Genomic DNA, 24,870 nt, shown 5'->3' with positions numbered 1-24,870 from the left:
CCGGCACCGTCTTCCTTATTACTTGCTCGCTCTGTCCGCCAAGACCCGGGAGGCGCTGGAAGCGAAGATCAGCGACATGATCGCTTTTCTGGAGAAGGAAGAGTGGAGGGAAGAAGATTTATTGCCTCTCAGTTACACTCTTTTGAACGGACGCCAGCATTTCCGCCATCGCTGTGCCGTGGTCGTACAGGGCAGAGAGGATGCCATTTATGCATTGAAACAAGCGGCCGGTCAAGAGAAAATGCCGCATATCGTTCACGGTCAGGTACCGAACCGGTTTACCGGCCAAAAAGCGATTCAAACGTATGTGCGTGATCTGCTCAAACAAAGCGTCGGTTTGCGTGAAGATCCTGTGCAGTACCAGGAAACCCTTTTGGCCTTGGCCGAGTTTTACTGTCAGGGCTATGAGCCGGAATGGGAGCTGTTGTTTGCCGGAACAGATCCGCACCGCCTGCATCTGCCGACTTACCCTTTTGCCAGAAACACTTACTGGGTACCCGGAAAAGAGCATGGGACGAGCAGCACCGAGCAGGGGACACCGCCGGTTTTGACTCCGATGGTTTTGCGCGATCCCGTTGTTCACCCGGAGGCGCCTCAACCACCAAAGGTTTCCGTTCCCGGGAAGCGCACGTTGCCGGACATGCCTGCCGTGATCGGAAACCATCAGCCCAAACCGAAACCGGGGCGGATTGTCCTGTCGCCTTTAACTGCAGAAAAAACAGATTCTTTGGCCGCAGGAGCGGAGGCAGCCGGAGAGAGCATTGAGGAAGAACTGGCAGCAATGCTGGCGGATGTCCTGGTCATGGACCGGGCCGAGCTGGATGCGGAAACGCCGTTTATTGAGCTGGGGATGGACTCGATTGTCGGAGTGGAATGGATTCAGTCCGTGAACAGACGGTATGGGGTGGAGCTTACTGCCAACATCATCTATGAATATCCTGATCTCCGCCGCTTTGCCGTCTTTTTGGCACAGGAGATGAACGGACAGGAGCCGGCCGGGCTTTCCGCAGCTTCCCTGGTTCCGCTTCCGCCCGAATTGCAGCCTGCCGCAAAAACGGAGGAAACCCATCCGGCTGTTTCCCTCTCATCTGTCTCCGGGGAAGACGTACTGGAATTTTTGGTCTCCAGTTTGGCGGAATCACTTTCCATGGACAGAGAAGAGGTGGATATAGATGCGGAGCTGATTGATCTGGGACTGGACTCCATCATTGGTGTGGAGTGGATCCAGGCGGTGAACAAGCGCTACGGGATCTCGCTTACCGCCAACAACATCTATGAATATTCGAACCTGCGCCGGTTTGCCGCATATCTGAAAGAGAAACTGTCTGATGCGGGAAAAGAAGCGAAGCAGGAGCCGGCCGGGTTAAACCTGGAGGAATTCATACGCCGGGTTCAGGCAGGCGATATCGACATTGAAGAGGCCGAGCAACTATTGCACCGGGGAGGCATCACAAAATGAGCTACAGCCCGTCTGATTTGCAAATCACCGGGGCAGGCATCACTTCCGCCAGCGGTCAGGGTAAAGCCGCCTTTACATCTGCCCTGATGCGGGGGGAGCATGCCTTCGGAATCATGAAACGGCCGGGCCGGCAGAAGGGGACTTCCTTTATCGGCGCGGAGATCGCGGAACTTTCCTATCCGGATCGCCTTTCCAAAAAACTGCTGCGAACGGCATCCTATTCCGCCCATGTGGCCTTGATCACCCTTGAGGAAGCATGGCGGGAGGCGAAGTTGGATGAGGCCGATTCCGCCCGGATCGGACTGATTGCGGGCGGGTCCAACTTTCAGCAGCGGGAATTGCTTCAAACCTTTGAAGCTTACCGTGACAAGCCGCATTTTATCTCTCCGGCTTACGCGCTTTCCTTTATGGACAGCGATATTTGTGCGCTTTGCACGGAACAGTTTGGCATCCGGGGATTCGCTTGTACCGTCGGCGGTGCATCGGCGAGCGGGCAATTGGCGGTAATCCAGGCCTGCCAGGCGGTACTCTCGGGTCAGGTCGATATTTGCATCGCCCTCGGGGTCTTGACCGATCTTTCCCATATGGAGTGTCAGGCCTTTCGCTCTTTGGGGGCGATGGGTTCTGACCGCTATGCGAACCGGCCTGATTTGGCCTGCCGCCCTTTTGACAAGAACCGGGACGGCTTTATTTACGGGGAAAACTGCGGAGCCGTGGTGATCGAACGGGCGGAAACGGCTCGAAGACGCGGAGTCAAACCGTATGCCCGCATTTCGGGATGGGCGTGGGGGATGGATGGAAATCGCAATCCCAATCCTTCCTTTGAAGGCGAGGTCCGCGTCATTCGCAAAGCATTGGGGCAGGCCGGACTCGCTCCGGAAGAGATCGATTACATCAATCCGCATGGAACCGGTTCACGCATCGGGGATGAGACGGAGCTGCGGGCATTGGCTGAATGCGGTCTTGCGCATGCCCGCATCAATGCGACCAAATCGGTCACCGGCCACGGCCTCAGCGCAGCGGGGATCGTGGAAATCATCGCCACCCTCTTGCAGATGAAGGAATCACGGCTTCATCCCACCCGCAATCTGCAAGAACCGATTGACGAATCATTCCCCTGGGTGCGGGGCGAGGCGCTTCCGGCCGATATCACCCATGCCTTGAGTTTGAGCATCGGCTTCGGTGGCATCAATACCGCGATTTGTTTGAAAAAAGAAATGTAATCTTCGGGAGGGGATCAGCACATGGTTGCTGTCGGAATTGAGGCAATGAATGTTTTTGGCGGAACCGCTTACCTGGACGTCATGGAACTGGCTCAGCATCGGGCATTGGATGAAACCCGCTTTGAAAATTTATTGATGAAAGAAAAAGCCGTAGCACTTCCCTTTGAAGACCCGGTGACCTGTGGAGTAAATGCGGCCAAGCCGATTGTCGACGCTTTATCCGAAGAGGAAAAAGAGCGGATCGAACTTCTGATCACCTGCTCCGAGTCGGGGATCGACTTTGGCAAATCGATCAGTACTTACATTCACCACTATTTGGGGCTGAGCCGAAACTGCCGCCTGTTTGAATTGAAACAAGCCTGTTACTCCGGGACTGCCGGTTTGCAAATGGCCGTCAATTTCATCTTGTCCCAAACCTCTCCCGGTGCTAAAGCGCTGGTAATCGCCAGTGACATCTCGCGTTTTTTGGTTGCGGAAGGGGGCGAGGCGCTGACCCAGGACTGGTCTTATGCGGAGCCCAGCGGCGGAGCGGGAGCAGTTGCCCTGTTGATTAGCGAAACCCCTTACCTGTTTCAGGTGGATGTCGGGGCGAACGGCTATTACGGCTATGAGGTGATGGATACCTGCCGACCGATCCCGGACAGTGAAGCCGGAAATGCCGACCTGTCTTTGCTGTCTTACCTCGATTGCTGCGAACAAACCTTTTTGGAATACCAAAAACGCGTCGCCGATGTCGACTACCGGCAAACGTTCCAATATCTCTGCTTTCACACGCCGTTCGGCGGGATGGTCAAAGGAGCGCACCGCACCATGATGCGGAAACTGGTGAAGGCCAAGCCGCAGGAGATTGAGGCTGATTTTGAGCGGAGGGTGTTGCCGGGGCTGAGGTACTGCCAGCGCGTCGGGAATATCATGGGGGGCAGCGTTCTTTTATCTTTGCTGAGCACGATCGACCAAGGGAACTTTGATACGCCGAAACGCATCGGCTGTTTCTCCTACGGCTCGGGCTGCTGCTCGGAATTTTACAGCGGGGTCGTGACACCTCAGGGGCAGGAAAGGCTGCGCCGCTTTCAAGTGGAAGAGCAGCTGAATAATCGCTACCGTTTGTCGATGGAGGAATATGAACAATTATTGCTCGGCAGCCATGCAGTGAAATTCGGAACGCGCAACGTGAAGCTCGATCTTGACTTCATCCCGGGGGCATTGGACGCGACCCGTGGAAAAAACCGTTTGGTTTTGGAGGAGATTCGTGAATTTCATCGGGAGTATCGGTGGTTATGATGGAGTATCAAACGGTGAAGGTGAGGGAGCAGCAGCAGATTTGTTTTTTGCAGTTTTATCGTCCGGAGGCGAACAACACGATCAATGACCGCATGGTGGAGGAATGCCATCACGTGCTTGACCGGTATGAGGAATCAGCCAAAATCCTGGTCATGGAAGGGCTGCCGGACGTTTTTTGTTTTGGGGCCGACTTTCAGGAGATGCATGACCGGATGGCAAACGGCAGACAGAGTGAACGCAATCCCGGGCGCTTATATGATCTGTGGATGCGCCTGGCAACCGGCCCTCTCCTGACCATTTCACACGTGAGGGGAAAAGTGAATGCGGGAGGGATCGGATTTGTCGCCGCCAGCGATATTGTCCTGGCTGAACGGACGGCGCAATTCAGCCTGTCGGAGCTGTTGTTCGGCGTGTTTCCCGCGGCGGTGCTTCCGTTTCTCATTCGCCGCACCGGCACGGCCAAAGCCAATTACATGACGGTCATGACCAAGGCGATCTCGGCCGAACAAGCCGCATCCTGGGGACTGGTCGACGCTTGTGACGATGACAGCCGCTCTTTGCTCCGCAAGCATTTGCTGCGGCTGAAACCTTTATCAAAAAGTGCGGTAGTGAAGTACAAGCGCTACATGCAGAGGATTAGCGAGCCCCTGGCGCAGGCAAAGCCGATCGCCGTCAAGGCCAATTTGGAAATGTTCTCAGACCCGCAAAATCTGACCGGAATCTATCGGTACATCGAAACGGGAAAGTTTCCCTGGGAGGAATGAACCCATTTTGCTAAAGAAAGGAGCGAGCGGGCGATGGCATCGGTTGTTCACTTTCAGGAAATCGAGCCGGAGATCGTGCTTTTGACCATGGAGGACCGGGTTCATAAAAATACGTTCTCAAAGGAGTTAATTGACGGTTTGCTTGAAGCCTTCGCCGTCATTGAGGCGAGCAATGTCTACAAAGTTGTGGTTTTAACCGGATATGACAGTTACTTCGCTTCGGGCGGAACCCGGGAGGGGCTGCTGGCGATCCATGAAGGCAGGGAGAAATTTACCGACAAGAATGTTTACAGCCTGGCGCTGGACTGCAAAATCCCTGTCATTGCAGCGATGCAAGGGCACGGCATCGGCGGTGGCTTTATCATGGGCTTGTTTGCCGACTTTGTGATTTTGAGCAGGGAAAGCGTCTATACGACCAATTTTATGAAATACGGGTTTACCCCCGGGATGGGCGCAACTTGCATTTTGCCGAGGAAACTGGGAATCAGCCTGACTGAAGAGCTGTTGATCAACTCCGGAACGTACCGGGGGGCGGAATTGGAAAAACGGGGGATTCCTTTCCCCGTTCTGCCCAGAGCGGAGGTTCTTGGCCATGCCCTGGAATTGGCGCGTCAGATTGCCGAAAAGCCGAGGTATTCCCTCATCCTGCTCAAAGACCATCTGGTTGCCCCGATTCGCGAAGAACTGCCGTCGATTGTGGAGCGGGAAGTGATGATGCATGAAAAGACGTTTCACCAGCCAGAGGTGAGAGAGCGAATCAATGCGCTGTTCGGGAAATGACGGGGGTGAATGGCCGGTATGAATACAAAGGAACTGTTTCGCGCGCTGCAAGCCGGTGAAATCAGCCCGGAAACCGCCTATGTCAAACTGGCGGAATTTTTGGATAAAAGGCAGCGGAGCAGAGAGGATTCCGCTGCGGAAAGTGATGGTCCTGGCGGCAAGGGAAATGAGCTGCAAACCCGGCTGCCGGCAGTGGACTGGGGTGAGATTGCACCGGGGATTGTGCAAGTGACGATGCAGGACCGAATCCATAAAAATACCTTTTCCACGGAGTTGATCACGGGGCTGATGGAAGCCTTTGCCGCGATTCGCTCCCGGCCCGACTTCAAGGTGGTCATCCTGACCGGCTATGACCGCTATTTTGCCTGCGGGGGCAGCCGGGAAGGCCTGTTGGCTCTGTATGAGGGAAAGGCCAAAATGACCGATCTCCATCTTTACAGCCTGGCTCTGGAGTGTGAAATCCCTGTCATCGCGGCGATGCAGGGACACGGGCTTGGCGGGGGATGGTGTCTGGGGCTGTTTTGCGACTTTGTCATCATGAGCCGGGAAAGCACATATGCCTGCAATCACATGAAGTACGGATTTACCCCCGGGGACGGGGCGACTTTGATCTTGCCTGAAAAATTGGGAAACCCGTTGGCGCAGGAGATTTTGTTTACCGGCAAAAACTTCAGGGGGTCGGAATTGGCGGCGAGAGGAGTGGGCATTCCGATTTTGCCGCAGCGAGAGGTTCTCCCTTATGCCTTGGAGCTGGCCAGGGAGTTGGCGGAGAAACCGAGGGAAACCCTGATCCTGTTGAAAAAACATATGGCTGCTCCGCTGAAAGCGCGTTTGTCCGAGGTGGTGGAAAGGGAGTGGGAGCTTCAGGAGAAAACCCTGGTTGGGAAACCGGAGGTTTTGGAAAAAATGTTGCCGGCTTTTGAGCCTCTCTCCGGCCCGCCTTCCTTTCCGGAAATCAGGCATCTGAATGCGCGTTTTTCCGGGCGCCCCGTTTTTTGGCTGCACGGAGAGGGGGGAGGCCTGGAGGGGTATCAGACGATTGCGCAGAAGAGCGGGCGGCCCTTTTACGGGATTCAGGCGCGTGGGCATATGACGGAGGATGCGCCGATCAGAGGAATTGAGGCGATGGCTTCCTACTACCTTTCCATCATTCGCTCCCGGCAGCCCGAAGGTCCCTATGATTTGGGCGGCTATTCGCTGGGGGGCGTGCTCGCCTATGAAGTGGCGCGTCAACTGCAGGAAGCCGGGCAGGAGGTTCACAGCATTGTCATGCTGGATACCCTGGACCGTTCCGCTTGGGAAAAAGTCCGTTTAAGCAACCGGACGAGAGCGTTGCAGGCAGTCAATATGACTCTGCTCAACCGGACGCGCCGGGATTGGCCATCCGTCAGGGAAAAGCTCATTCATCAGGAAGAAGCCGGATTTCCAGGAGACGAAGAGGAATTTTTGCGGCAACTGATCCGGTTGGGAAGAGAGCGCGGATTGTCTCTGGCCAAGACAGAAGAGGAATTGTTGAGGTTGTTTCAGCAGAATCTCCGCGTACAGGAGGCGTTTCAGCTGGATCAATACCCGCTGTTGCCCCTGCCGGACCCTTCCGGGGTGAGCTGCTTCTATTTTCGCAATCAGAGCGGCCTGTTTTTCGGTGAACTCCAGCCCTATCTGACAACCGCCTCTGATCAAATTGCCATCGACCATGAATGTTACTGGAGCGGTTGGGAGCAGCTGTTTCCCCGGTTCAAGCTGTTGGACGCCTCTTCCTCCAGCCATATGACCATGCTGTTTGAACCCGCGGCCCAGGCGGATATCGGCAAAGTTTGCGAAGCGTTGTATGCGGGGACGGACGCTGTTCGGACAGACCGCTAAAAGCGATGAAAGGATGGAAGAAGATGAAATTCAGCCTGATGACCTATTCGCTGGTGCCCCTCATGAGAACAGGGGAAATGAAGCTGGAGGATGTGGTCAGGTTTGCCGCCGATGAGGGGTTTGAGGCGATTGAGTTGCTGATGTTTGATTTCAGCCGGCCGGCGGGGGAGATTACCGGTCTGCTGGACAAATACGGGATGAAAATTTCCTGTATCGATGCCTTCGTTGATCTGGCTGCCGGCAAAGAGGATGTCTATGCGGAAAACATCGCATTGGGCAAGCGGATTGTCGATCAGGCGGAGGAGCTCTCCGCACCCATGGTCATGCTCGTTCCCGCGTTTGCCGATCAGATTCAAAGTGAGGCGGAAAAGCTGAGCGTGCTCCCGAAAATAATCCAGGCGTTGCAGGAGATTACCGCTTATGCCCAATCGAAGCAAATCACCATCACCATCGAGAACTACCCCGACCTCAGAGTGCCTTTTTGCAGTCTGGCTGAGATCGAAACGATTCTCCGGCAAGTGCCCGGACTCAAACTGACACTGGACTGTGGAAACATGCTGGTGGCCGGGGATGACCCGCTTGAAGCCTGTGAGAGGTTGGGAAAAGTGATGGTCAATGCTCATCTCAAGGACTGGCAGGTTACTGCGGACGAAAGCGGGACCCGATGTGCGGACGGCCGATATTTGAAGCCGGCCGTACATGGCCAGGGGATCATCGATTACCGGTCGCTGTTTCGGAAAATGCTGGGGCAAGGCTATGACGGCTATCTGGCTTTTGAATATGAAGGGGAACACAACTGCAAAGAGGCGGCCAGACAGGGGATCCAGTATCTTCGGACGGAATTGAACCGGCTGCTCAATTCCCGGGGATAAAGAGATTGCCCGTTCAAGCCGGACAGAATTGGGAAAGAGAGGGAGAAGAAACCATGTCAACCGTTCTTTTTTTAAACGGCCCTTCACATGGCCATGTCAATCCGACATTGGGCCTGGTCGCGGAGTTAAGCAACCGTGGAGAAAAGGTGATTTACTTTTGCACCGATGATTTTCGGGAAAAAATCGCCAGGACCGGCGCGATATTCAAAAGCTTGGGGGATGGGGCCAAACTTCCGAAAGGCAATCCCCGGATCGACAAGAACAAACAGTTGTTTGACATCGCTCTGCGCATGTTATTATCCACGGAAAAAGTGGTTCAGCATATTCTGGAGGAAATCAAAGAGGAAACCATCGATTACATGATCTACGATTCGATGTATCCGGTCGGCAATATCATTTCACAAATTTTGAAGGTACCGGTGATCTGCTCCCATGCCGTTTTTGCCAGACCGGAGGAATTGGCTCCGCAAAACGAAAACACGGTCGGCATGGAAGTGATGCAGGATCACCCGGCTCTCGGCGAGTACAGGAAAATGGTCAACCGGCTGAAAGAAAACTATGGAGTGGAGATGCCGCAGCTGACCGGGATGATCACCCATTATGGCGATCTGAACATTGCTTATACGGCGAAAGAATTTGTGACAAGGCATGAGGATTATGATCCAAGTTTTCGTTTTATCGGCGGACCCGAAAGTGTTTTGGAGGAAAAGATCGATTTTCCTTTTGACAGACTTGAGGGCAAAAAGGTGGTATTCATTTCGTTGGGAACGGCTTTTAACAATGCAAATCCGAATCTTTACGATGTATTTTTCAACGCTTTCAAGGAAGACTTGGAAACGGTGGTCGTGATTGCAGCCTACAATACCGATGTTTCCCGGTTCGCGATCCCGGACAACTTCATTGTAAGACACTATGTGCCGCAACGGGAAATTCTGAAATATACGGATGTGGCTGTCACGCACGGGGGATTGAACACAACGAGCGATCTGGTCTATCAGCAAATCCCCTTTGTCGTGATCCCGATCGGCGGCGACCAGCCGTATATGGCCGGCAGATTTGCCAGTCTGGGAGCTTCAATCACTCTGGACAAGGATACGCTGACGCCGGAAATCCTCCGTCAGGCGCTGGATCTGGTGTCAACCGCGCCGGAGTATCGGGTGAATCTCGGGAAAATCAAGCGTTGGTTTGAGGAAGCGGGGGGCTGCAAGAAAGCGGTCGAGGAGATAATGGCCTTTAAAAAAGAGCGAAACATAGGCTGACGGAGATCGGCTTTTCCATACGAAACCCCTGACAACCGGTCTGGCGCCAAGGATGTCAGGGGACGGGCAAAACAAAAATATATGTTGAAATAATCAGATAATTGAACGACCGAAAAACATTTGACATGAAAGAGGGGAATAAGGTAAAATGGGATATCAAAATAAATAATAAATTATCCCAACCCTAATATAACATAAACAAAAAGAAAAGTCAACCGTTTTTGTGAAATTGTGCTGAGGGTTGGGCCGCGGTGTCCCCCCTTGATTCCCGGGGTTTCGAATGGTCGGTCAGCAGTTTCCGTTTCCCTCCCGATTTTGCCTGAGTTTGATCCCGGGTTGTATCTGCAAGACATGATGCTTTTTGAGCAAATTTGTTTCCGATGAAAGGGGGCAAAAGGCGGGAAGTCGTGCTTTCAGAGAGGAAGGGAAGCTCATGTATTTATCCCGTATATTCAACGCAATCAATATCTCGGTTCAGGAAAAGTATATGACCGAAATTCTGGAACTCAATGAGAAGACAAAAGAATTTGGTTTGATCTTGACTCCCGATGAAGTAAAAAACATGATGGTCGCCAGAAACAAGGTGTTGCGCGATTACGGCCGGGTGGAACTGGGCATTGAAGTGACGAAGGAATTGATCGAGGTATTTTCCGAATCACCGTATATCCATGAAGACAATTACGCGGCAACACTTACGGAACTGCACGAGATCTTCTATTATTTGCGAAATGAAACGGAAGACAAAATCGGCGATTTCAAACTGATCAGCATGATGAAGGAGATGTTTGACGGTGAGTGTGCGGGTTCGGTGGAACTTTTAAAAAGCAGACTGGAGGAGTTTGCCGAGAATTTCCGAAGCGAATCGCTGCGTGAGTCTTTATTTGAGGGGGAGGATTAGGTTTGGAGTTTGAAAACGACAAAGAGAGATCCGGTCTTGTTTCGCGCAGCAAGATAAAAAAAGCGAACCTCCGGCGGAATCAATATACGATATCCCTTTTGAATGAAGGACTTCGTGCCGGATTGCTCACCGGTCAGGAGGTATATCGCATCCAGGCCGGATTGATGGGCATTCTGCAGGATTTGATCCGGCGCTATACGCAGGGTGAAAGTTCTTCCGTGACCTCTGAAACGGCAGAAAGTATCATGGCCTCCCTCCTCTACGCTGTTGATGCCTATACCCTTCAATTCATCAACCCGGATCAGGCAGTCACCGAGCTGAAAACAGGCAATATCCGCAACATCTACGAACAAGGATTGGAATTGTTGCGCCGGTTATTTGAAGAAACGAAGCAGCTCTATCAGGAAGTAAAGAAAAACAAATTGGATGTGCCCGTCGATGCCTACAATATGACGATCGATGAATCGTTGCCGATCTTTATGAAAAAGTACGGCATTGTTTTTGATGCCCACAATACCATGGCCAGCATCGATTATCCTTTGGCGGTCGATGACATGCGCCTTCAGGGCGTCTTTTATATCCGGCAGTATCTGGAACGCCTGCAAATGGAGACGCGATTTTGCCGCAGATTCGACCGGAGGGACTTGCTGGATCTGCTGACCGACTATGGAAAAGTGTGCAGGTTTGATTACCGGATTGAATTGTTCAACATCTTTGAGTTGGTATTGAATAATGCCATCTTTTCGATTTTATCAGGGGGGGATGCCGGTCAAATCAGAATTTCCGCCAATCAGTACAACCGGTTGCAACGGATGTTCAGCCGGCTGAATGCCTCACAGATCGCCGCCGCCATTCATCAGGCGATGGAGCGGCTGCAGCACGAGATGAAAACCGATCCTCCGCTCACAGACTATATGAACCAGTGCCGGAACAATTTGATTCAGCGAGTGATCAACGCTGCAAACCATGACAGCTTGGAAACCGTCATCATCAGGGAAAAAGAAGTAAAGACGAAATCGATTGTGCTCTTGCTGAACGAAGCGGATCGAATGAGCGACGTCCGCTTGCGCCGATTGCTGGACGAAATGATGCGGCTCGAAACAAAAGAAGAAAAAGTGCAACTGATCAGGGATTATTTTTCTTCCCTGCATGACTATTTGGATCTGCTTGATTCCGGTTGTTTGTATGGAGATGAATATGAAGCGCTCTTTGCCACTTTTGGCGACATGGAACTGGCGATTTTCGCAAAAATCGTATTTTATGAGGAGCTGCGCGCCGATTTTCTCGATTTTCAATCGATCGTGGCTGCCGGAAAAGACGACGAGAGCGAATGGAAAATGCATTACGTTGAGTTTATGCAAAAATTGAGTGATGACCGAATCAATGCCATTGGCAACCTGATCAGTGATATCGATTATGAGGAAATCCGGTTTTATTGAGATGCCGGCCCTTTTAGACCGGTTTTAAGCAGAAATCATTGAGTTTTGGAGGAAATGCGCATGAACAAAACCAACGCGTTGAGTGAAGAAAATACCATAAAATTACTGATCAGCTACTCCTTGCCCATGATTGTCGGCTTGTTTGTCGGCGCCTTCTACAACATTATTGACCGGGTGTTTATCGGAAACGGGATCGGTGACCTGGGGATTGCCGGGATTGCCGTTTCCTTTCCCATCATGATGACCATCATGGCTTTTTCCACCCTGATCGGAACCGGAGCGACCGCACTCACTTCCATTCGCCTGGGAGAGAAGAACACCGCTGAAGCTGAGAAAGTGATGGGGAACGCTTTAACCTTGCTTATCATTGTCTCGATTCTTTTTACCGTTCCCTGTCTGATCTTTCTGAATCCGATTTTGAAAGCATTTGGCGCGAGCCCGGAAGTGCTGAAGCCGGCGGCCGATTATATTTGGATCATTTTGTTGGCCAGCATCTTCATGATTGTCGGCTCGGGCATGAACAACTTTATCAGAGCGGAAGGAAACCCCAAGAAAGCGATGTTTACGCTGTTGATCGGGTCGGTGCTGAACGTGATATTGGCTCCTCTTTTCATTTTCGGCTTTGGCTGGGGGATGCAAGGTGCAGCGCTGGCCACGGCCATCTCTCAGCTGGTTTCGGCGCTGTGGGTTTTATCGCATTTTTTTCTGAGCAAGAGCCTCTTGAAAATCCGCGCCAAAAATATGCGGCTTGATGGCAGGCTGGTCGGGAAAATTCTGGCCGTGGGTGTCGGCTCCTTCATCACCCAATTGGCGAGCAGCGTGTTGTTTGTCATCATTAACAATGTGTTGCTCCGTTACGGCGGAAATACGGCGATCGCAGGCATGAACGTCGTCAATGCCGTGCAAACATTCATTATGCTGCCCGTATGGGGGATCAGCCTCGGGATCCAGCCGATTATCGGCTATAACTATGGTGCCAAAAATTTTGAGCGCGTGAAGAGCACATTGAAAACGGCGTTGATTATTTCCACGGTAATTGCCAGTGTCGCCTCGCTCTTCGTTTATTTCCTGCCGGAGTACATCGTTGCCATTTTCAACAGCGAAAGCCGGCAATTGATTTCTTTCGGCAGCCATGCGCTGGTCACGTACCTCCTCTTTACCCCGCTGATCGGCCTGTCCATCGTCGGTTCGGGATATTTTCAGTCTCTCGGCAAGGCCAAACAGGCGATCCTGTTAAGCTTAACCCGGCAAGTTTTCATTCTGGTTCCGGCCCTGCTCATTCTGCCGAGGTTTTTGGGGGTTGAAGGAGTGCTGATTTCCGGGCCGATTTCCGACTTCTGTGCGGCAGCAATTACCTTCGGATGCGTGGTTGCGAATCTGAAACAAATTCAAAATCAAATGAAAATAGGGACGACTGCCGTTCAGTCCGAACCGACCGGTATAGCGGGCAGCAGCGAATCTTAACTTCTCAGATGAAAGCGGAGTGATATTGTGAGCAAGAGGCTGATCATGCAAATTGCCCTGCCGGTTTTTATTGAGAGCGCGCTGATGATGGCTGACAGCATCATCCACGTCATCTGGGTGGGCCATCTACTGGGAGGGTTGGCAGTAGCGGCCATCGGAGCCTGTTTTCCGATCATCCTGGCTTTCGCAGCCATCGCCGGCGGAGCGGCCAGAGTCGCCACAACCCCGATTTTGCAGCATTTTCAAGCCAAAAATAAGGAAAAGATGCAGACCTATGTGAACCTGTCCTGGTCTTTCGGTGTTTGTCTGGTCGTCATCATGACCGCAGGGGGATATTTTTCTTCCCGATCGCTGCTTGCCTTGTTTGGAACCCCTGAATCTGTCATCGGGCTGGCGGGCGGCTATCTGCGGATCATGATGCTCGGTTTTGCCGTTATGTACCTGTCCTTCCTCACCGTTTCCATGCTCAGGGCTGTCGGAAATGTCGTTGCCCGGATGCTGTTCGTGGCGGTTTCCATCGTGGGCAATCTGGTTCTGGTTCCCCTGTTTATCGAAGGAACCGGTCCGTTTCCGAAATGGGGATTAAACGGGGTTGCCATTGCTGCGCTGATCGTTTCCGTCATCGCCATCATCGTCAGCTTGTGGTACATCCGGCGCCGGGTAAAAGGTCTCCTTACCAGGCCGACCGGTTGGCAATTCAACGGTAAATTAATGGCCGCCTTCTTGCCTGCGGGGATGCCGGTCTTTATGCAGCAGTTGATGCTGGCTTTGGGCTATGCCTGTATCCTGTTTTTTGTCAATCCCTTTGGCAGCGATGCAATTGCGGTTTTTTATGTGACCAGCAGGATCGACTCCATCGCCGCCATGCCTTCGATCGCAGTGATGATTGCGATTTCGGTGCTCACCGGAAAAACATTGCAAGCGGGCAGGTTTTCGGAGATCCCAAATCTCTTCCGCCGGGGACTGATCGTCAACCTTCCCGTCGTTCTGCTCATTTCTCTGCTCTGTTTTTTCGCTCCTCATTTCATCATGGAGCTGTTTATCAATGATCCGAACATTGTGAGCATCGGAATCGGGTATTTCCGAATCGTCAGTCTCGGTTATATGCTCTTCAGCGTTTTATACGTGTGCAACGGCATTATCACCGGGGTGGGGAAAAGCGGGATCATTACTCTTTTTTCTCTCGCTTCCCTCGTTGTGGTCAGGGTGCCGGCCGCAGCATTCCTTACACAAGCTGGTTTTAAGGTGAACGGTGTATGGTTGGCCATCCTGGCCAGTTTTGTCGCGCTGGCTGCCTGCAGTCTGTTCTACTATCTTTTTGGTTCATGGAAAAAAGGGTGGAAGATGACGGTCATGGAATCTTCAGGGATGAAATCATGAGGGATAAAATGGTTTTTATGTTTTCCGGTCAAGGTTCGCAATATTTTCATATGGGAAAAGCGTTTTATGACCACGAACCTGAATTCCGGGAACAGATGAACCGGTTGGATGCCGTTTTTCAAGAGCTTTCGGGCAACTCCCTGATCCGGTATCTCTATGATGAACGTCGCTCCAAAAGCGATGAATTTGTTGATTTGATCTATACCCATCCGGCCATTTTCATGGTTGAGGTGGCGACGGCCCACATGCTGATGTCGAAAGGGATCCGGCCTCAGGCGGTGATCGGTTCCAGCATGGGGGAATATGCTGCCGCCGTGGTCGCCGGCGCGCTGGATGCGGAAGACGGTTTGCGCTGTCTGTTTGATCAAGCCCGTCTGCTCAAGGCGCTCTCTCCGCCCGGGGGGATGATCGCAGTTCTGGCTTCGCCGGCACTCTATGATGAGGTACCTGTCATTCACCATCATGCGCAGTTGGCTGCGGTGAATCATCAGTCCCATTTTGTGCTGGCGGGAAATGAAGAGGGGCTGGATTTGGTTGAGAGATATCTGCGAATGAAGGATATCACGCACCTGCGTCTTCCCGTGACCGTCCCGTTTCATTCTGCGCATATTGATGCCGCGGGAGAAGCGGTGCGGGAGCGTTTGTGGCAAGTTACGTTCCGGCCTCCGCGCATTCCGTTCTATTCTTCAGTGACCGGAAGGCGGATGCCTCATTTGACAGCGAATTATTTTTGGGATGTTTTAAGACAACCGATCCGGTTTGGCGAGGCTTTAAATGAAGCGGTCGCCCATGGAGTGACTTTTATTGATTTGGGACCTTCAGGTACCTTGGCCAACCTGGCAAATGCTCACTTCCGGACAAAACGGGATCTTCATGTTTTCAGCCTGCTCTCCCCGTTCACCGGTCATCAAAAGGCTTTGGAAATGTTGTATGCCCGGTTGCTTCAGCCGTGAATCCCCAGAGTGAGGAAGTGAAATCATTGAATCCATCCGGTTCCTATCATATCAAAACGATTGCCAATAATGTGGAGGCTGAGATCAATCGCTTAAAGGCGCAGGTCGACTTGTTTTGGCAAAGTGAATGGAAACATTACCAGGAGTTCGGTCTGGATCAAGCCGGTTCAATTGTGGAGTTGGGATCGGGCCCCGGTTTTCTTGTGGAAAAACTGTTGGTACATATTCCGGGAGCCGAGGTGACGGCCGTGGAGATCGATCCGCTCCTGGTCGAGTATGCCGGTAATTATTTGGCAAAACAAAAGTTGGACAGGTGGCAGGTGATTGAAGGCTCGATCACGGATACCGGGCTGGAGGATGATTCGTTTGATTTTGCCATTGCCAGATTGGTGCTGGAGCATTTGCCTGACCCTCTCGAGGCCGTTCGGGAAATTTACCGAATCGTAAAGCCGGGAGGGAAAGTGATCGTCATCGACAATGATTTTGAAATGCACATCATGACCTATCCGCCGGTTTCCGGTTTGCGCGAGCTTTACGATGCTTATTGCAAGGCGCGTGCGGCTGAGGGAGGCAATCCGAAAATCGGGAGAGAACTCCCGCGCATCCTGAAAGAAGGCGGTTTTACCGATGTGGAATTTGAAATCATCAGTGCCCACAGCGCGCTTCTGGGGGATGAGATGTTTTTCAGATCGGAGGGGATCGGGATCCCGTATAAGCTGGTTCAGGACGGCTTTTTATCCAGTAAAGTGCTGGGGCAAATTTCCCTCGGTTGGAGAAAAATGATCCGGGATGAACATCATTCGGTTATTCGCCAGCTGTATATGGCGGTGGGGAAGAAAGATTGATCAAGCGGGAAGCACAGCCGGTCTTGGCATCATGCAGCCTCTTATCCGCCGAAGCAGACTCCCTGGTTTCTTCAGGAAACTTGGGAGTCTATTTTTGAATGCGGGGCCTGCCCCGGAGCCTTGAGAGAGGAGGATGTGCATGAAAGGGATTGTTCTGGCGGGCGGCACTGGAACCCGTCTCTATCCGTTGACCAAGGTGATTTGCAAGCAACTGTTGCCCGTCTACGATAAACCGATGATCTACTATCCATTGTCCGTCCTGATGTTGGCCGGGATCAGGGATATCCTGATCATCTCCACCCCTCAGGATACTCCGCTGATTCAACAATTATTGGGGGATGGAGCCGATCTCGGCATCCGCTTGTCGTATGCGATTCAACCTTCACCTGATGGGATCGCCCAGGCTTTTCTCATCGGGGAAGAATTTATCGGCCGTGACCGGGTGGCGCTTATCCTGGGGGATAACATTTTCTACGGTCATGGTCTGACGCCCATTCTGCGAAGAGTGGCGGCGAGGAAGAAGGGGGCCACCATTTTTGGCTACAACGTCAGAGACCCGCAGCGCTTCGGTGTGGTAGAATTTGATGAAGCGAACAGGGTGATTTCAATTGAAGAAAAGCCTGCTAATCCGAAATCTAATTATGCTATCACCGGTTTTTATTTTTACGATAATGATGTGGTGGAGATTGCCAAACAGATAAAACCATCCGCCCGGGGAGAGTTGGAGATAACCGATGTGAACAAAGTCTACCTGGATATGGGAGCCCTGCACGTGGAATTGATGGGGCGAGGGTTTGCCTGGCTGGATACGGGAACGCATGAAACCCTTTTGCAAGCTTCCCAATTTATCGAGACGATCGAGAAACGTCAGGGTCTGAAGGTGGCATGTCTGGAGGAGATCGCTTACCACATGGGCTATATTCGCGACAAAGATTTACGGAGATTGGCAGAACCGATGCAGAAAAACGAATATGGGCAGTATCTGCTCTCGGTGATCGGGCGCAAGAAAATCCACAACGGACAGGAGGAAGCAACATGAAATTGCTGGTGACCGGGGGAGCCGGCTTTATTGGGAGCAACTTTATCCGCTATATGGCGAACCGGTATCCGGAATATGAGATCATCAATCTCGATCTGTTGACTTACGCCGGGAATCGGGAGAATTTGCAAGACGTGGAGACACATGCCAACTATCGCTTTGTCAAAGGGGACATTGGCGACAGAAATCTGGTGGAGTCGCTTGTGGGGAACGGGGTGGAGGTGATTGTCAACTGCGCGGCGGAGTCGCATGTGGATCGCAGTATCAAAAATCCGGATATTTTTGTTAAAACCAATATCGTCGGGACGCACGTCCTTTTGGAGGCGGCAAGAAAACATAAAGTAAAAAAATTCCTGCAAGTATCTACCGATGAAGTGTATGGCTCACTCGGCGAAACCGGCGTTTTTACCGAAGAGACAGGGCTGGCTCCCAACAGTCCGTACTCGGCCAGCAAAGCAAGTGCGGATCTGTTGGTTCGCGCTTATCATGAAACGTTTGATTTGCCGGTAAACATCACCCGTTGTTCCAATAACTACGGCCCCTACCAGTTTCCGGAGAAATTGATTCCGCTGATGATTACCCATGCCCTCGAGGATCAGGAATTGCCCGTTTACGGGGACGGCCTCCATGTGCGCGACTGGCTGCATGTGGAAGACCATTGTGCGGCCCTTGACAGGGTGATCCATCGGGGCAAGGACGGAGAAGTTTATAACATCGGCGGAAATAATGAGAGAACCAATCTTGAAATTGTAAAACTGATTTTGAAGGTTCTCGGGAAATCAGAGGAATTGATCCGATTTGTCGAAGACCGGTTGGGCCATGACCGGCGCTATGCGATCCATTCGGCCAAGATCCAAAGAGAATTGGGCTGGAAGCCAAAGTATACTCTCGAAGATGGCCTCAGGCAAACCATTCAATGGTATCTGGACAACCGGGACTGGTGGGAACGGATCAAAAAGCGCGCGAACGGGTAATGGCCCTGCCCGGAATGTTGGATTGTTCTGTGTTCACTTCTTTTTCTCATTTGGTAAAATGAGCTTGTTCTCATAAGTAGAGAATTCAAAAAAATAAGGAGTGCACAGACAAAGAATGGATGGGAATCGTGAAAAAGTTGAAGCCAAAATGACAAACCAGGAAGAACCGCACATTGCCGGAGATTTGTCGGGAAGCAAACCCAAGCCTTTCCTCAGCGTACGTTCAAAACGAAAGATGTATAAAATGATGTCCTTTATTTTCAGCGTCATCCTCATCCCGCTCATCATGACCATTCTGCTCAGTGCTTACGAGGATGAAACCAATGCCTGGGTGCGTCATTTGTTTGCCGGGAAGAAGAAAGAGACCTATACCGAAACGATCAAAAGGCTGGCCGCCAGCGGCAATCTGCCGGACTACCGATGCGGCCCGATCGGGACTGCGATTCAGGAAGTGATAAACCGTTGCGGAAAACCGGTTAAGCGGACGGATGTTTATGAGATTGACGGTTCCAATTCGAGCCTGTTCTATCTCGATGGAAACAGCAAGTTGATTGGGCTTGATTTTCAAAATGAAAAGTTGAAAAGCATCATGATCCAGGCGCGGAAAAACGAGTCGTTGCTGATCAGCGAGGTCAAACGCGTTTTCGGGCCCCCCTCCGAAACCAATGAAGGAAAATCGGATATGTCGGATCTTGAGACGTATTATCAATATAATTTGAACTCTTATCACGTAACCTTCTCGTACAGCTCGAAAACCAATAAATTGGACAGGTTCACATTAGAAACCACCAGCAACTTCCCTTATGACGGCAGACCGCGCACCCAGTTTGTAACAGCCGCCCATCCGGTGGGCAGCGACAAACGGATCAGCCCCGAGGGTGGATTGTCGGCGGCGAAACAGCTGAAGCAGTGGATCAGCCGGGGGGACCTGGGCAACTACGATTGCGGGCCGTTGGGCACTTCCCTGCAACAAGTGGCAGCGGGCACCTGTGGTGATTATGAAAACAATGTGTCTTCCCGTATAGTGAGTGACCAGGAGAAAGGGCTGGGCTTTCGGTTTAAAGACAGGGAAATACAGCTCAAATTTTTCAAGGACCGGTTGACATCGATCAGCGTCAGAGAAACGGAACAACCTCTTCCGATCACCAAAGAGAACATTGAGCGGGTGTTTGGAAAACCGGATCGTGACAAAAGCTCCTTTGACATTCTTGACGGGAAGTTTGTCTCCTACAAACTGAATGACAAAAAAGCGGACTTTTTCTTCAACGACAAAGGTGAACTGGATTATATCTGGCTTCGCAAGAGCGGACTCTACGATGATGAATTCGGCACTTTGTTGCCGCAGAACGAATAGGAAGGAAAGCCGGTTATCAAGGTCGCATTTTATGATTGACAAGTATGATTTTGGGGAATAATATTATATAAAATATTCTATATTTGTTGATTGAATTAAATGGGATCCTGTCGCCATAATCTCGACTAACATACTTGAGATTATAAAGATCGAAGGATGCAGCCCAATCTGACTGTTTCTATTTTCCAAGGCGGATGGGTTTCCTTTATGGATGGAGGGGATCTTCTTGTCTGATCATCCATACGGGATTGACGAACAGTGGATTGAGCGCATAATTCGGGCATTGGAAGGGCTGAAATACGGATCTGTATTGATAACCGTTCATGATTCCAGGATTGTTCAGATTGACCGCACAGAAAAAATAAGAGGCTGACACTCAAGAATCATTTCCATAATCAAATATTGCGCCGATCGGACAACCGAAGGCTCCAGTAATCTTGCCATGCACAGGCAGGTTTATTGGAGCTTTTTTATTTTTTGAATGGAGAGGAGAAAAACGGATGAAAAGGTTATTGATGTTACTGGTTTCGCTCAGTTTGGTGGCAGGGATTTCGGGATGCGGCCCATCCTCCGGATCCGGGAAGAACGAAGTGGAGCTTTTGAATGTTTCATATGATCCGACCCGTGAATTTTATCAGGACTTCAACCGGCAATTTGCCGCGTATTGGAAGAAAAAGACGGGGGAAACGGTGACGATCAAACAGTCGCATGGCGGTTCGGGGCAACAATCGCGGTCAGTTCAGGACGGATTGGATGCAGATGTGGTCACTTTGGCCCTCTCTTATGATATCGATGCGATCGCCAAGAAGGGCCTGATCAGCCAAGACTGGCAAAAGAGGCTGCCGGAGAACAGCTCGCCCTACACTTCGGCGATTGTCTTTCTGGTGAGAAAGGGAAATCCGAAAGGAATCAAGGATTGGGATGACTTGGTCAAACCGGGGATATCCGTCATTACCCCCAATCCCAAAACTTCGGGCGGAGCAAGGTGGAACTATTTGGCCGCATGGGGTTATGCACTGAAAAAGAATAAGGGAGATCAGGCGAAAGCAAGAGATTTTGTGACCAGATTATATCGGAATGTCCCTGTCCTGGATTCGGGTGCGCGTGGGGCGACGACGACGTTTGTGGAGCGGGGAATCGGTGATGTGCTGTTGGCTTGGGAAAACGAAGCACTGCTGTCGCAGAAAGAGTTTGGCAAAGACAAATTTGAAATTGTGTATCCCTCGCAAAGCATTTTGGCGGAACCGCCGGTAGCGGTTGTCGACAAAGTCGTGGACCGGCACGGAACGCGCAAGGTGGCACAAGCTTATCTGGACTATTTGTATTCGGATGAGGGGCAGGAGATCGCCGCCAAACATTTTTATCGTCCGCGTTCGCCGAAAGTTGCGGCAAAATACGCAAGCCAGTTTCCGAAAATCGATTTGTTCACCATCGATGAGGTATTCGGCGGTTGGGAAAAAGCGCAGAAAACCCACTTTGCCGACGGAGGCATCTTTGATCAGATCTATCAGAAAAAATGACCGGTTTGCTGAGAAAGTGAAGGGGGAGGTTTCATGGCGAAAAGGTTGGCAAAAAAGAGCATCATTCCCGGATTTGGCCTGACTATGGGCTATACCCTGGTTTACCTGAGTCTGATCGTACTGATTCCGCTCTCGCTGATCTTTTACAAGACGGCCAGTTTATCTTGGAAAGAGTATTGGGATGTGGTGACCGATCCGCGAGTCATCGCTTCTTACCGGCTCACCTTTGGCGCATCCTTTGTCGCTTCCGTCATCAATGCCGTATTCGGGACGCTGATCGCCTGGGTTTTGGTTCGTTATGATTTTATCGGAAAACGGCTGGTGGACGGGATTGTCGATCTGCCGTTTGCGCTGCCTACAGCTGTTGCCGGGATCGCTCTGACTTCGGTCTATTCCGACAACGGATGGATCGGCAAGTTTTTGGCTCCCTTGGGGATCAAAGTGGCTTTTACTCCGCTTGGTGTCATAGTTGCTTTAACTTTTATCGGCTTTCCGTTTGTGGTGCGAACGATCCAGCCCGTTTTACAGGACTTGGATCATCAGTTGGAGGAGGCTGCTTTTTCGCTCGGGGCCAGCCGGCTGCAAACCTTTGTCAGGGTGTTGTTTCCTCCGTTGTTGCCCGCACTCCTGACCGGCTTTGCCCTCGCTTTTGCCCGGGCTTTGGGAGAATACGGTTCCGTAATTTTTATTTCCGGCAATATGCCAATGGTGACAGAGGTGACCCCTCTGCTCATCGTGACCAAGCTGGAGCAGTATGACTATGCAGGAGCTACTGCGATTGCTTCAGTGGTCTTGATTGCTTCCTTTATCTTGCTTTTTATAATCAATTGTTTGCAATGGGTTAGTGGCCGGCGTTATTTCATCGGATAAGGAGGGAGGAATATGCCGAAACCGGTTCAGCCTGCGGCGTTGGTTCGCTTTTTGCTTATTTTTGCCGCCCTTATTTTTCTTTTCCTTTTTCTCATCGTACCACTGTTTGCCGTTTTTTCAGAAGCCCTGAAAAAAGGAATTTTGGTCTACATTGAATCCGTTGAGGATGCGGATGCGCTCTCGGCGATCCGTTTAACCTTGCTCGTCGCGGCGATTTCCGTTTCTCTCAATACGATTTTTGGAATAGCCGCTGCCTGGGCGATTACCAAATTTGAGTTCAGGGGAAAAAACCTGCTCATCACGCTCATTGATCTGCCCTTTGCCGTATCCCCCGTCATATCGGGATTAATCTTTGTGTTGCTGTTTGGTGCGCAGGGGATATTGGGACCGTGGCTGGAAGCGCATGATATCAAAATTATTTTTGCAGTTCCCGGCATGGTGTTGGCGACTGTATTTGTAACGTTTCCTTTTGTGGTCAGAGAATTGATCCCGGTCATGCTGGCGCAGGGAAAACAGGAGGAAGAGACGGCTTTATCCCTCGGGGCAGGCGGTTTGCAAACCTTTTTGCGCGTTACTTTGCCCAATATAAAATGGGGGCTGTTATATGGGGTGATTTTGTGCAATGCCCGGGCGATGGGCGAGTTTGGTGCGGTTTCTGTCGTCTCCGGGCATATCCGGGGAATGACCAACACCATCCCTCTTCATGTAGAAATTCTTTATAACGAATACAATTTTGTTGCAGCTTTTGCAGTAGCCTCCATATTGGCGGTATTGGCGATCATTACCCTCATCATCAAGAGTTTAAGCGAATGGAAGACGAAACGCCTGTTAGAAGCAGCAGAGGAGGAACAGTGAAATGGGAATTGAGGTGCGCAATGTTTCTAAAGCATTCGGTTCCTTTCAGGCGGTTCAAAATGTCAGCCTGAAAATCCCGACAGGTCAACTGATGGCACTGCTCGGGCCATCCGGATCAGGCAAAACCACACTGCTCCGGTTGATTGCCGGCATGGAGAGGGCGGATCAGGGTCAGATTTTCTTTCACGGTGAAGATTATACCAACCGCAGGGTGCAGGAGCGGAAAGTGGGCTTTGTCTTTCAGCACTATGCGCTCTTTCAGCATATGAATATTTTTGAAAACATCGCTTTCGGATTGAAAGTGCGCCCTCGGAAAAAGAGACCATCCAAACAAGAGATATACGAACGGGTGACGGAATTGCTGCGCCTGGTGCAGTTGGAGGGATTGGCCAAACGTTATCCGGCCCAACTTTCCGGCGGACAGAGGCAACGGGTGGCCCTTGCCCGGGCATTGGCTGTTGAACCCAAAGTGCTGCTGTTGGATGAACCGTTCGGAGCGTTGGACGCCAAAGTGAGACAAGATCTTCGTCGTTGGCTGAGACAATTGCATGAGAAGTTGCAGATCACCACTGTCTTCGTCACCCACGACCAGGAGGAAGCGCTGGAGATGGCCGACCAGGTGGTTATCATGAATCGGGGACGGATCGAACAGGTCGGAACACCGGAAGAAGTTTACCGTTCGCCGGCCAATGCCTTTGTCTACACATTCCTCGGCAGAGTCAATCTGTTTCATGGCCGGATTCATCAAGGGAAAATCAAATTGGGTGAGCATGAGTTGGACGTGCCGGGAATTTCACATGCGGATGAAGTTCCCGCTGTGGGTTATGTCAGACCCCATGAAATCGGCATCAGCCGCGAGCAATCGGAAAAGACCAGCATTTCGGCCATTGTCCGTCATATCAACCCGGTCGGGCCGATTGTGCGCTTAAATTTGAAAAGAACCGATACCGGTGAATTGTTTGAGGTGGAAGTAAGTGACGAACGGTACCGGGAATTGGACATTCAAGTGGATGATACCCTTTACGTCAATTTGAAGAGCATGAAGATTTTCCTGGAAAACTCCAAAACCGAAGCTGTTGCGGAAGAATCGGACTTGGGCGAAGCGGCCGATTCCGGGCCGGTCTGGGATGAGCAGGTCGCGGAGTGAATGAAAGGGATGAGTGTTTTTCTGCGGTGACCTTTGCGGAAGGAAACAATGGACTGGAAAAAGAAATTATTTTTAAAGCATACATCGCAGTTGGAGGGGTGAAAATGGAGGACTGGTGGAAACAGAGCAATCAGGATCTGAAGCCGGAAAACCCAAAATCCAACTGGGTGACCGGAAAGGACGGAAAAGAAGATGCCATTCCCCGGCAATATCTCGGAGCGAAGCCAGATGCACAATTGGATCACAAACGAAAACATCCTTGGGAGAATTGAAGAAGATTGCAGGCCGTCTTCCTCAGACCTGTATGTGATCAGCTGAATCCGTCGGCATAAAAAATGCCCGCTGATCAGATGGGAAAGCTGCCGGCAAATCGGGGAGCGCTTTGAAAAAGCCGGCAGGAACCGAAACAGAAGGGGATGGGTGCTTTCTGCGGTAACTTTTGGCCGGGGGTTCCTGGAGCGGAAGAGAAGTATCAGCACCCGACATATTCCTGTTTTAGGAGTTAGCAAAGAAGCAGACCCGTTTGATGACGGGTCTTGAGGTTGTTGACAAAGAAGGTCAACAGCCTTTTTTTGTTGAAAAGGTATAAAAAAAATTCCGAAGGAAGGTTTCTATGTTCAGGACGAATTCA

At 51.3% G+C, this 24,870-nt stretch carries 23 protein-coding genes and 1 pseudogene; all 24 read left to right on the top strand.

Features of this window, described 5'->3' with window-relative positions; all coding sequences use genetic code 11:
- The coding region (locus I8U17_RS16385) for an acyl carrier protein (protein ID WP_198059848.1) at positions 1–1,459 on the top strand (1,459 nt) is incomplete at its 5' end.
- Positions 1,456–2,682: a beta-ketoacyl synthase N-terminal-like domain-containing protein gene (locus I8U17_RS16380; protein ID WP_198059847.1), complete on the top strand. Its 1,227-nt coding sequence runs from the start codon at positions 1,456–1,458 to the stop codon at positions 2,680–2,682. The genes I8U17_RS16385 and I8U17_RS16380, both read left to right, overlap by 4 nt.
- Before the next feature lie 21 nt (positions 2,683–2,703).
- Entirely contained in the window at positions 2,704–3,963 is a 1,260-nt protein-coding gene (locus I8U17_RS16375; RefSeq protein WP_198056184.1) for a hydroxymethylglutaryl-CoA synthase family protein, read from the top strand.
- On the top strand, positions 3,963–4,727 hold the full coding sequence (locus I8U17_RS16370) for an enoyl-CoA hydratase/isomerase (RefSeq protein WP_198056191.1): 765 nt from the start codon (positions 3,963–3,965) through the stop codon (positions 4,725–4,727). Before I8U17_RS16375 ends, I8U17_RS16370 begins: the two co-directional genes overlap by 1 nt.
- A 33-nt stretch (positions 4,728–4,760) precedes the next feature.
- Positions 4,761–5,507 carry a polyketide synthase gene (locus I8U17_RS16365; RefSeq protein ID WP_198056183.1) on the top strand — a complete coding sequence of 249 codons (747 nt, stop codon included), beginning with the start codon at positions 4,761–4,763 and terminating at the stop codon, positions 5,505–5,507.
- 183 nt (positions 5,508–5,690) lie between these two features.
- Positions 5,691–6,416: pseudogene (locus tag I8U17_RS18905) on the top strand (polyketide synthase); the annotation flags it as partial.
- On the top strand, positions 6,414–7,370 hold the full coding sequence (locus tag I8U17_RS18900; protein ID WP_309485175.1) for a thioesterase domain-containing protein: 957 nt from the start codon (positions 6,414–6,416) through the stop codon (positions 7,368–7,370). The pseudogene I8U17_RS18905 and the gene I8U17_RS18900, both read left to right, overlap by 3 nt.
- Positions 7,371–7,393: 23 nt before the next feature.
- Positions 7,394–8,242, top strand: coding sequence for a sugar phosphate isomerase/epimerase family protein (locus I8U17_RS16355; protein ID WP_198059846.1), 849 nt, complete (start codon positions 7,394–7,396; stop codon positions 8,240–8,242).
- Between the two features lie 53 nt (positions 8,243–8,295).
- Positions 8,296–9,501: a macrolide family glycosyltransferase gene (locus I8U17_RS16350; RefSeq protein ID WP_198056180.1), complete on the top strand. Its 1,206-nt coding sequence runs from the start codon at positions 8,296–8,298 to the stop codon at positions 9,499–9,501.
- Between the two features lie 433 nt (positions 9,502–9,934).
- Positions 9,935–10,399 carry a DUF6323 family protein gene (locus I8U17_RS16345; protein WP_198059845.1) on the top strand — a complete coding sequence of 155 codons (465 nt, stop codon included), beginning with the start codon at positions 9,935–9,937 and terminating at the stop codon, positions 10,397–10,399.
- 2 nt (positions 10,400–10,401) lie between these two features.
- The gene (locus I8U17_RS16340; protein WP_033101215.1) at positions 10,402–11,838 is read left to right on the top strand and encodes a DUF6179 domain-containing protein; all 1,437 of its coding nucleotides are present in this window, start codon (positions 10,402–10,404) and stop codon (positions 11,836–11,838) included.
- Between the two features lie 60 nt (positions 11,839–11,898).
- Complete coding sequence (locus tag I8U17_RS16335; RefSeq protein ID WP_198059844.1) at positions 11,899–13,302, top strand: MATE family efflux transporter; 1,404 nt, start codon at positions 11,899–11,901, stop codon at positions 13,300–13,302.
- 27 nt (positions 13,303–13,329) lie between these two features.
- Positions 13,330–14,682, top strand: coding sequence for an MATE family efflux transporter (locus I8U17_RS16330; protein WP_198059843.1), 1,353 nt, complete (start codon positions 13,330–13,332; stop codon positions 14,680–14,682).
- Positions 14,683–14,690: 8 nt separating this feature from the next.
- Positions 14,691–15,635: an acyltransferase domain-containing protein gene (locus I8U17_RS16325; RefSeq protein WP_198059842.1), complete on the top strand. Its 945-nt coding sequence runs from the start codon at positions 14,691–14,693 to the stop codon at positions 15,633–15,635.
- A 17-nt stretch (positions 15,636–15,652) separates the two neighbouring features.
- A complete protein-coding gene (locus tag I8U17_RS16320; RefSeq protein ID WP_235281664.1) occupies positions 15,653–16,480 on the top strand; it encodes a methyltransferase domain-containing protein in 828 nt (275 codons plus the stop codon).
- A gap of 139 nt (positions 16,481–16,619) precedes the next feature.
- Positions 16,620–17,519 carry a glucose-1-phosphate thymidylyltransferase RfbA gene (gene rfbA / locus I8U17_RS16315; protein ID WP_033101218.1) on the top strand — a complete coding sequence of 300 codons (900 nt, stop codon included), beginning with the start codon at positions 16,620–16,622 and terminating at the stop codon, positions 17,517–17,519.
- Positions 17,516–18,493: a dTDP-glucose 4,6-dehydratase gene (gene rfbB, locus I8U17_RS16310; RefSeq protein ID WP_198059841.1), complete on the top strand. Its 978-nt coding sequence runs from the start codon at positions 17,516–17,518 to the stop codon at positions 18,491–18,493. Before rfbA ends, rfbB begins: the two co-directional genes overlap by 4 nt.
- A 115-nt stretch (positions 18,494–18,608) precedes the next feature.
- The gene (locus tag I8U17_RS16305) at positions 18,609–19,847 is read left to right on the top strand and encodes a DUF4309 domain-containing protein (protein ID WP_033101219.1); all 1,239 of its coding nucleotides are present in this window, start codon (positions 18,609–18,611) and stop codon (positions 19,845–19,847) included.
- A gap of 226 nt (positions 19,848–20,073) precedes the next feature.
- Positions 20,074–20,220: a YezD family protein gene (locus tag I8U17_RS16300; protein ID WP_370589277.1), complete on the top strand. Its 147-nt coding sequence runs from the start codon at positions 20,074–20,076 to the stop codon at positions 20,218–20,220.
- A gap of 127 nt (positions 20,221–20,347) precedes the next feature.
- A complete protein-coding gene (locus I8U17_RS16295; RefSeq protein ID WP_033101220.1) occupies positions 20,348–21,367 on the top strand; it encodes a sulfate ABC transporter substrate-binding protein in 1,020 nt (339 codons plus the stop codon).
- A gap of 33 nt (positions 21,368–21,400) precedes the next feature.
- Complete coding sequence (gene cysT, locus I8U17_RS16290) at positions 21,401–22,237, top strand: sulfate ABC transporter permease subunit CysT (RefSeq protein ID WP_033101221.1); 837 nt, start codon at positions 21,401–21,403, stop codon at positions 22,235–22,237.
- 12 nt (positions 22,238–22,249) lie between these two features.
- Positions 22,250–23,092, top strand: coding sequence for a sulfate ABC transporter permease subunit CysW (cysW, locus tag I8U17_RS16285; RefSeq protein ID WP_198056174.1), 843 nt, complete (start codon positions 22,250–22,252; stop codon positions 23,090–23,092).
- Between the two features lies 1 nt (position 23,093).
- Positions 23,094–24,239: a sulfate/molybdate ABC transporter ATP-binding protein gene (locus I8U17_RS16280; RefSeq protein ID WP_081943880.1), complete on the top strand. Its 1,146-nt coding sequence runs from the start codon at positions 23,094–23,096 to the stop codon at positions 24,237–24,239.
- The gene (locus I8U17_RS16275) at positions 24,236–24,511 is read left to right on the top strand and encodes a hypothetical protein (RefSeq protein WP_033101223.1); all 276 of its coding nucleotides are present in this window, start codon (positions 24,236–24,238) and stop codon (positions 24,509–24,511) included. Before I8U17_RS16280 ends, I8U17_RS16275 begins: the two co-directional genes overlap by 4 nt.
- Positions 24,512–24,870 lie beyond the last annotated feature (359 nt).

Origin of the sequence: Thermoactinomyces sp. CICC 10521 (genome assembly GCF_016055135.1) — a bacterium.
In the GTDB taxonomy this organism is placed as follows: Bacteria; Bacillota; Bacilli; order Thermoactinomycetales; family Thermoactinomycetaceae; genus Thermoactinomyces_A; species Thermoactinomyces_A daqus.
This window is presented reverse-complemented; position numbering and strand designations above follow the sequence as displayed.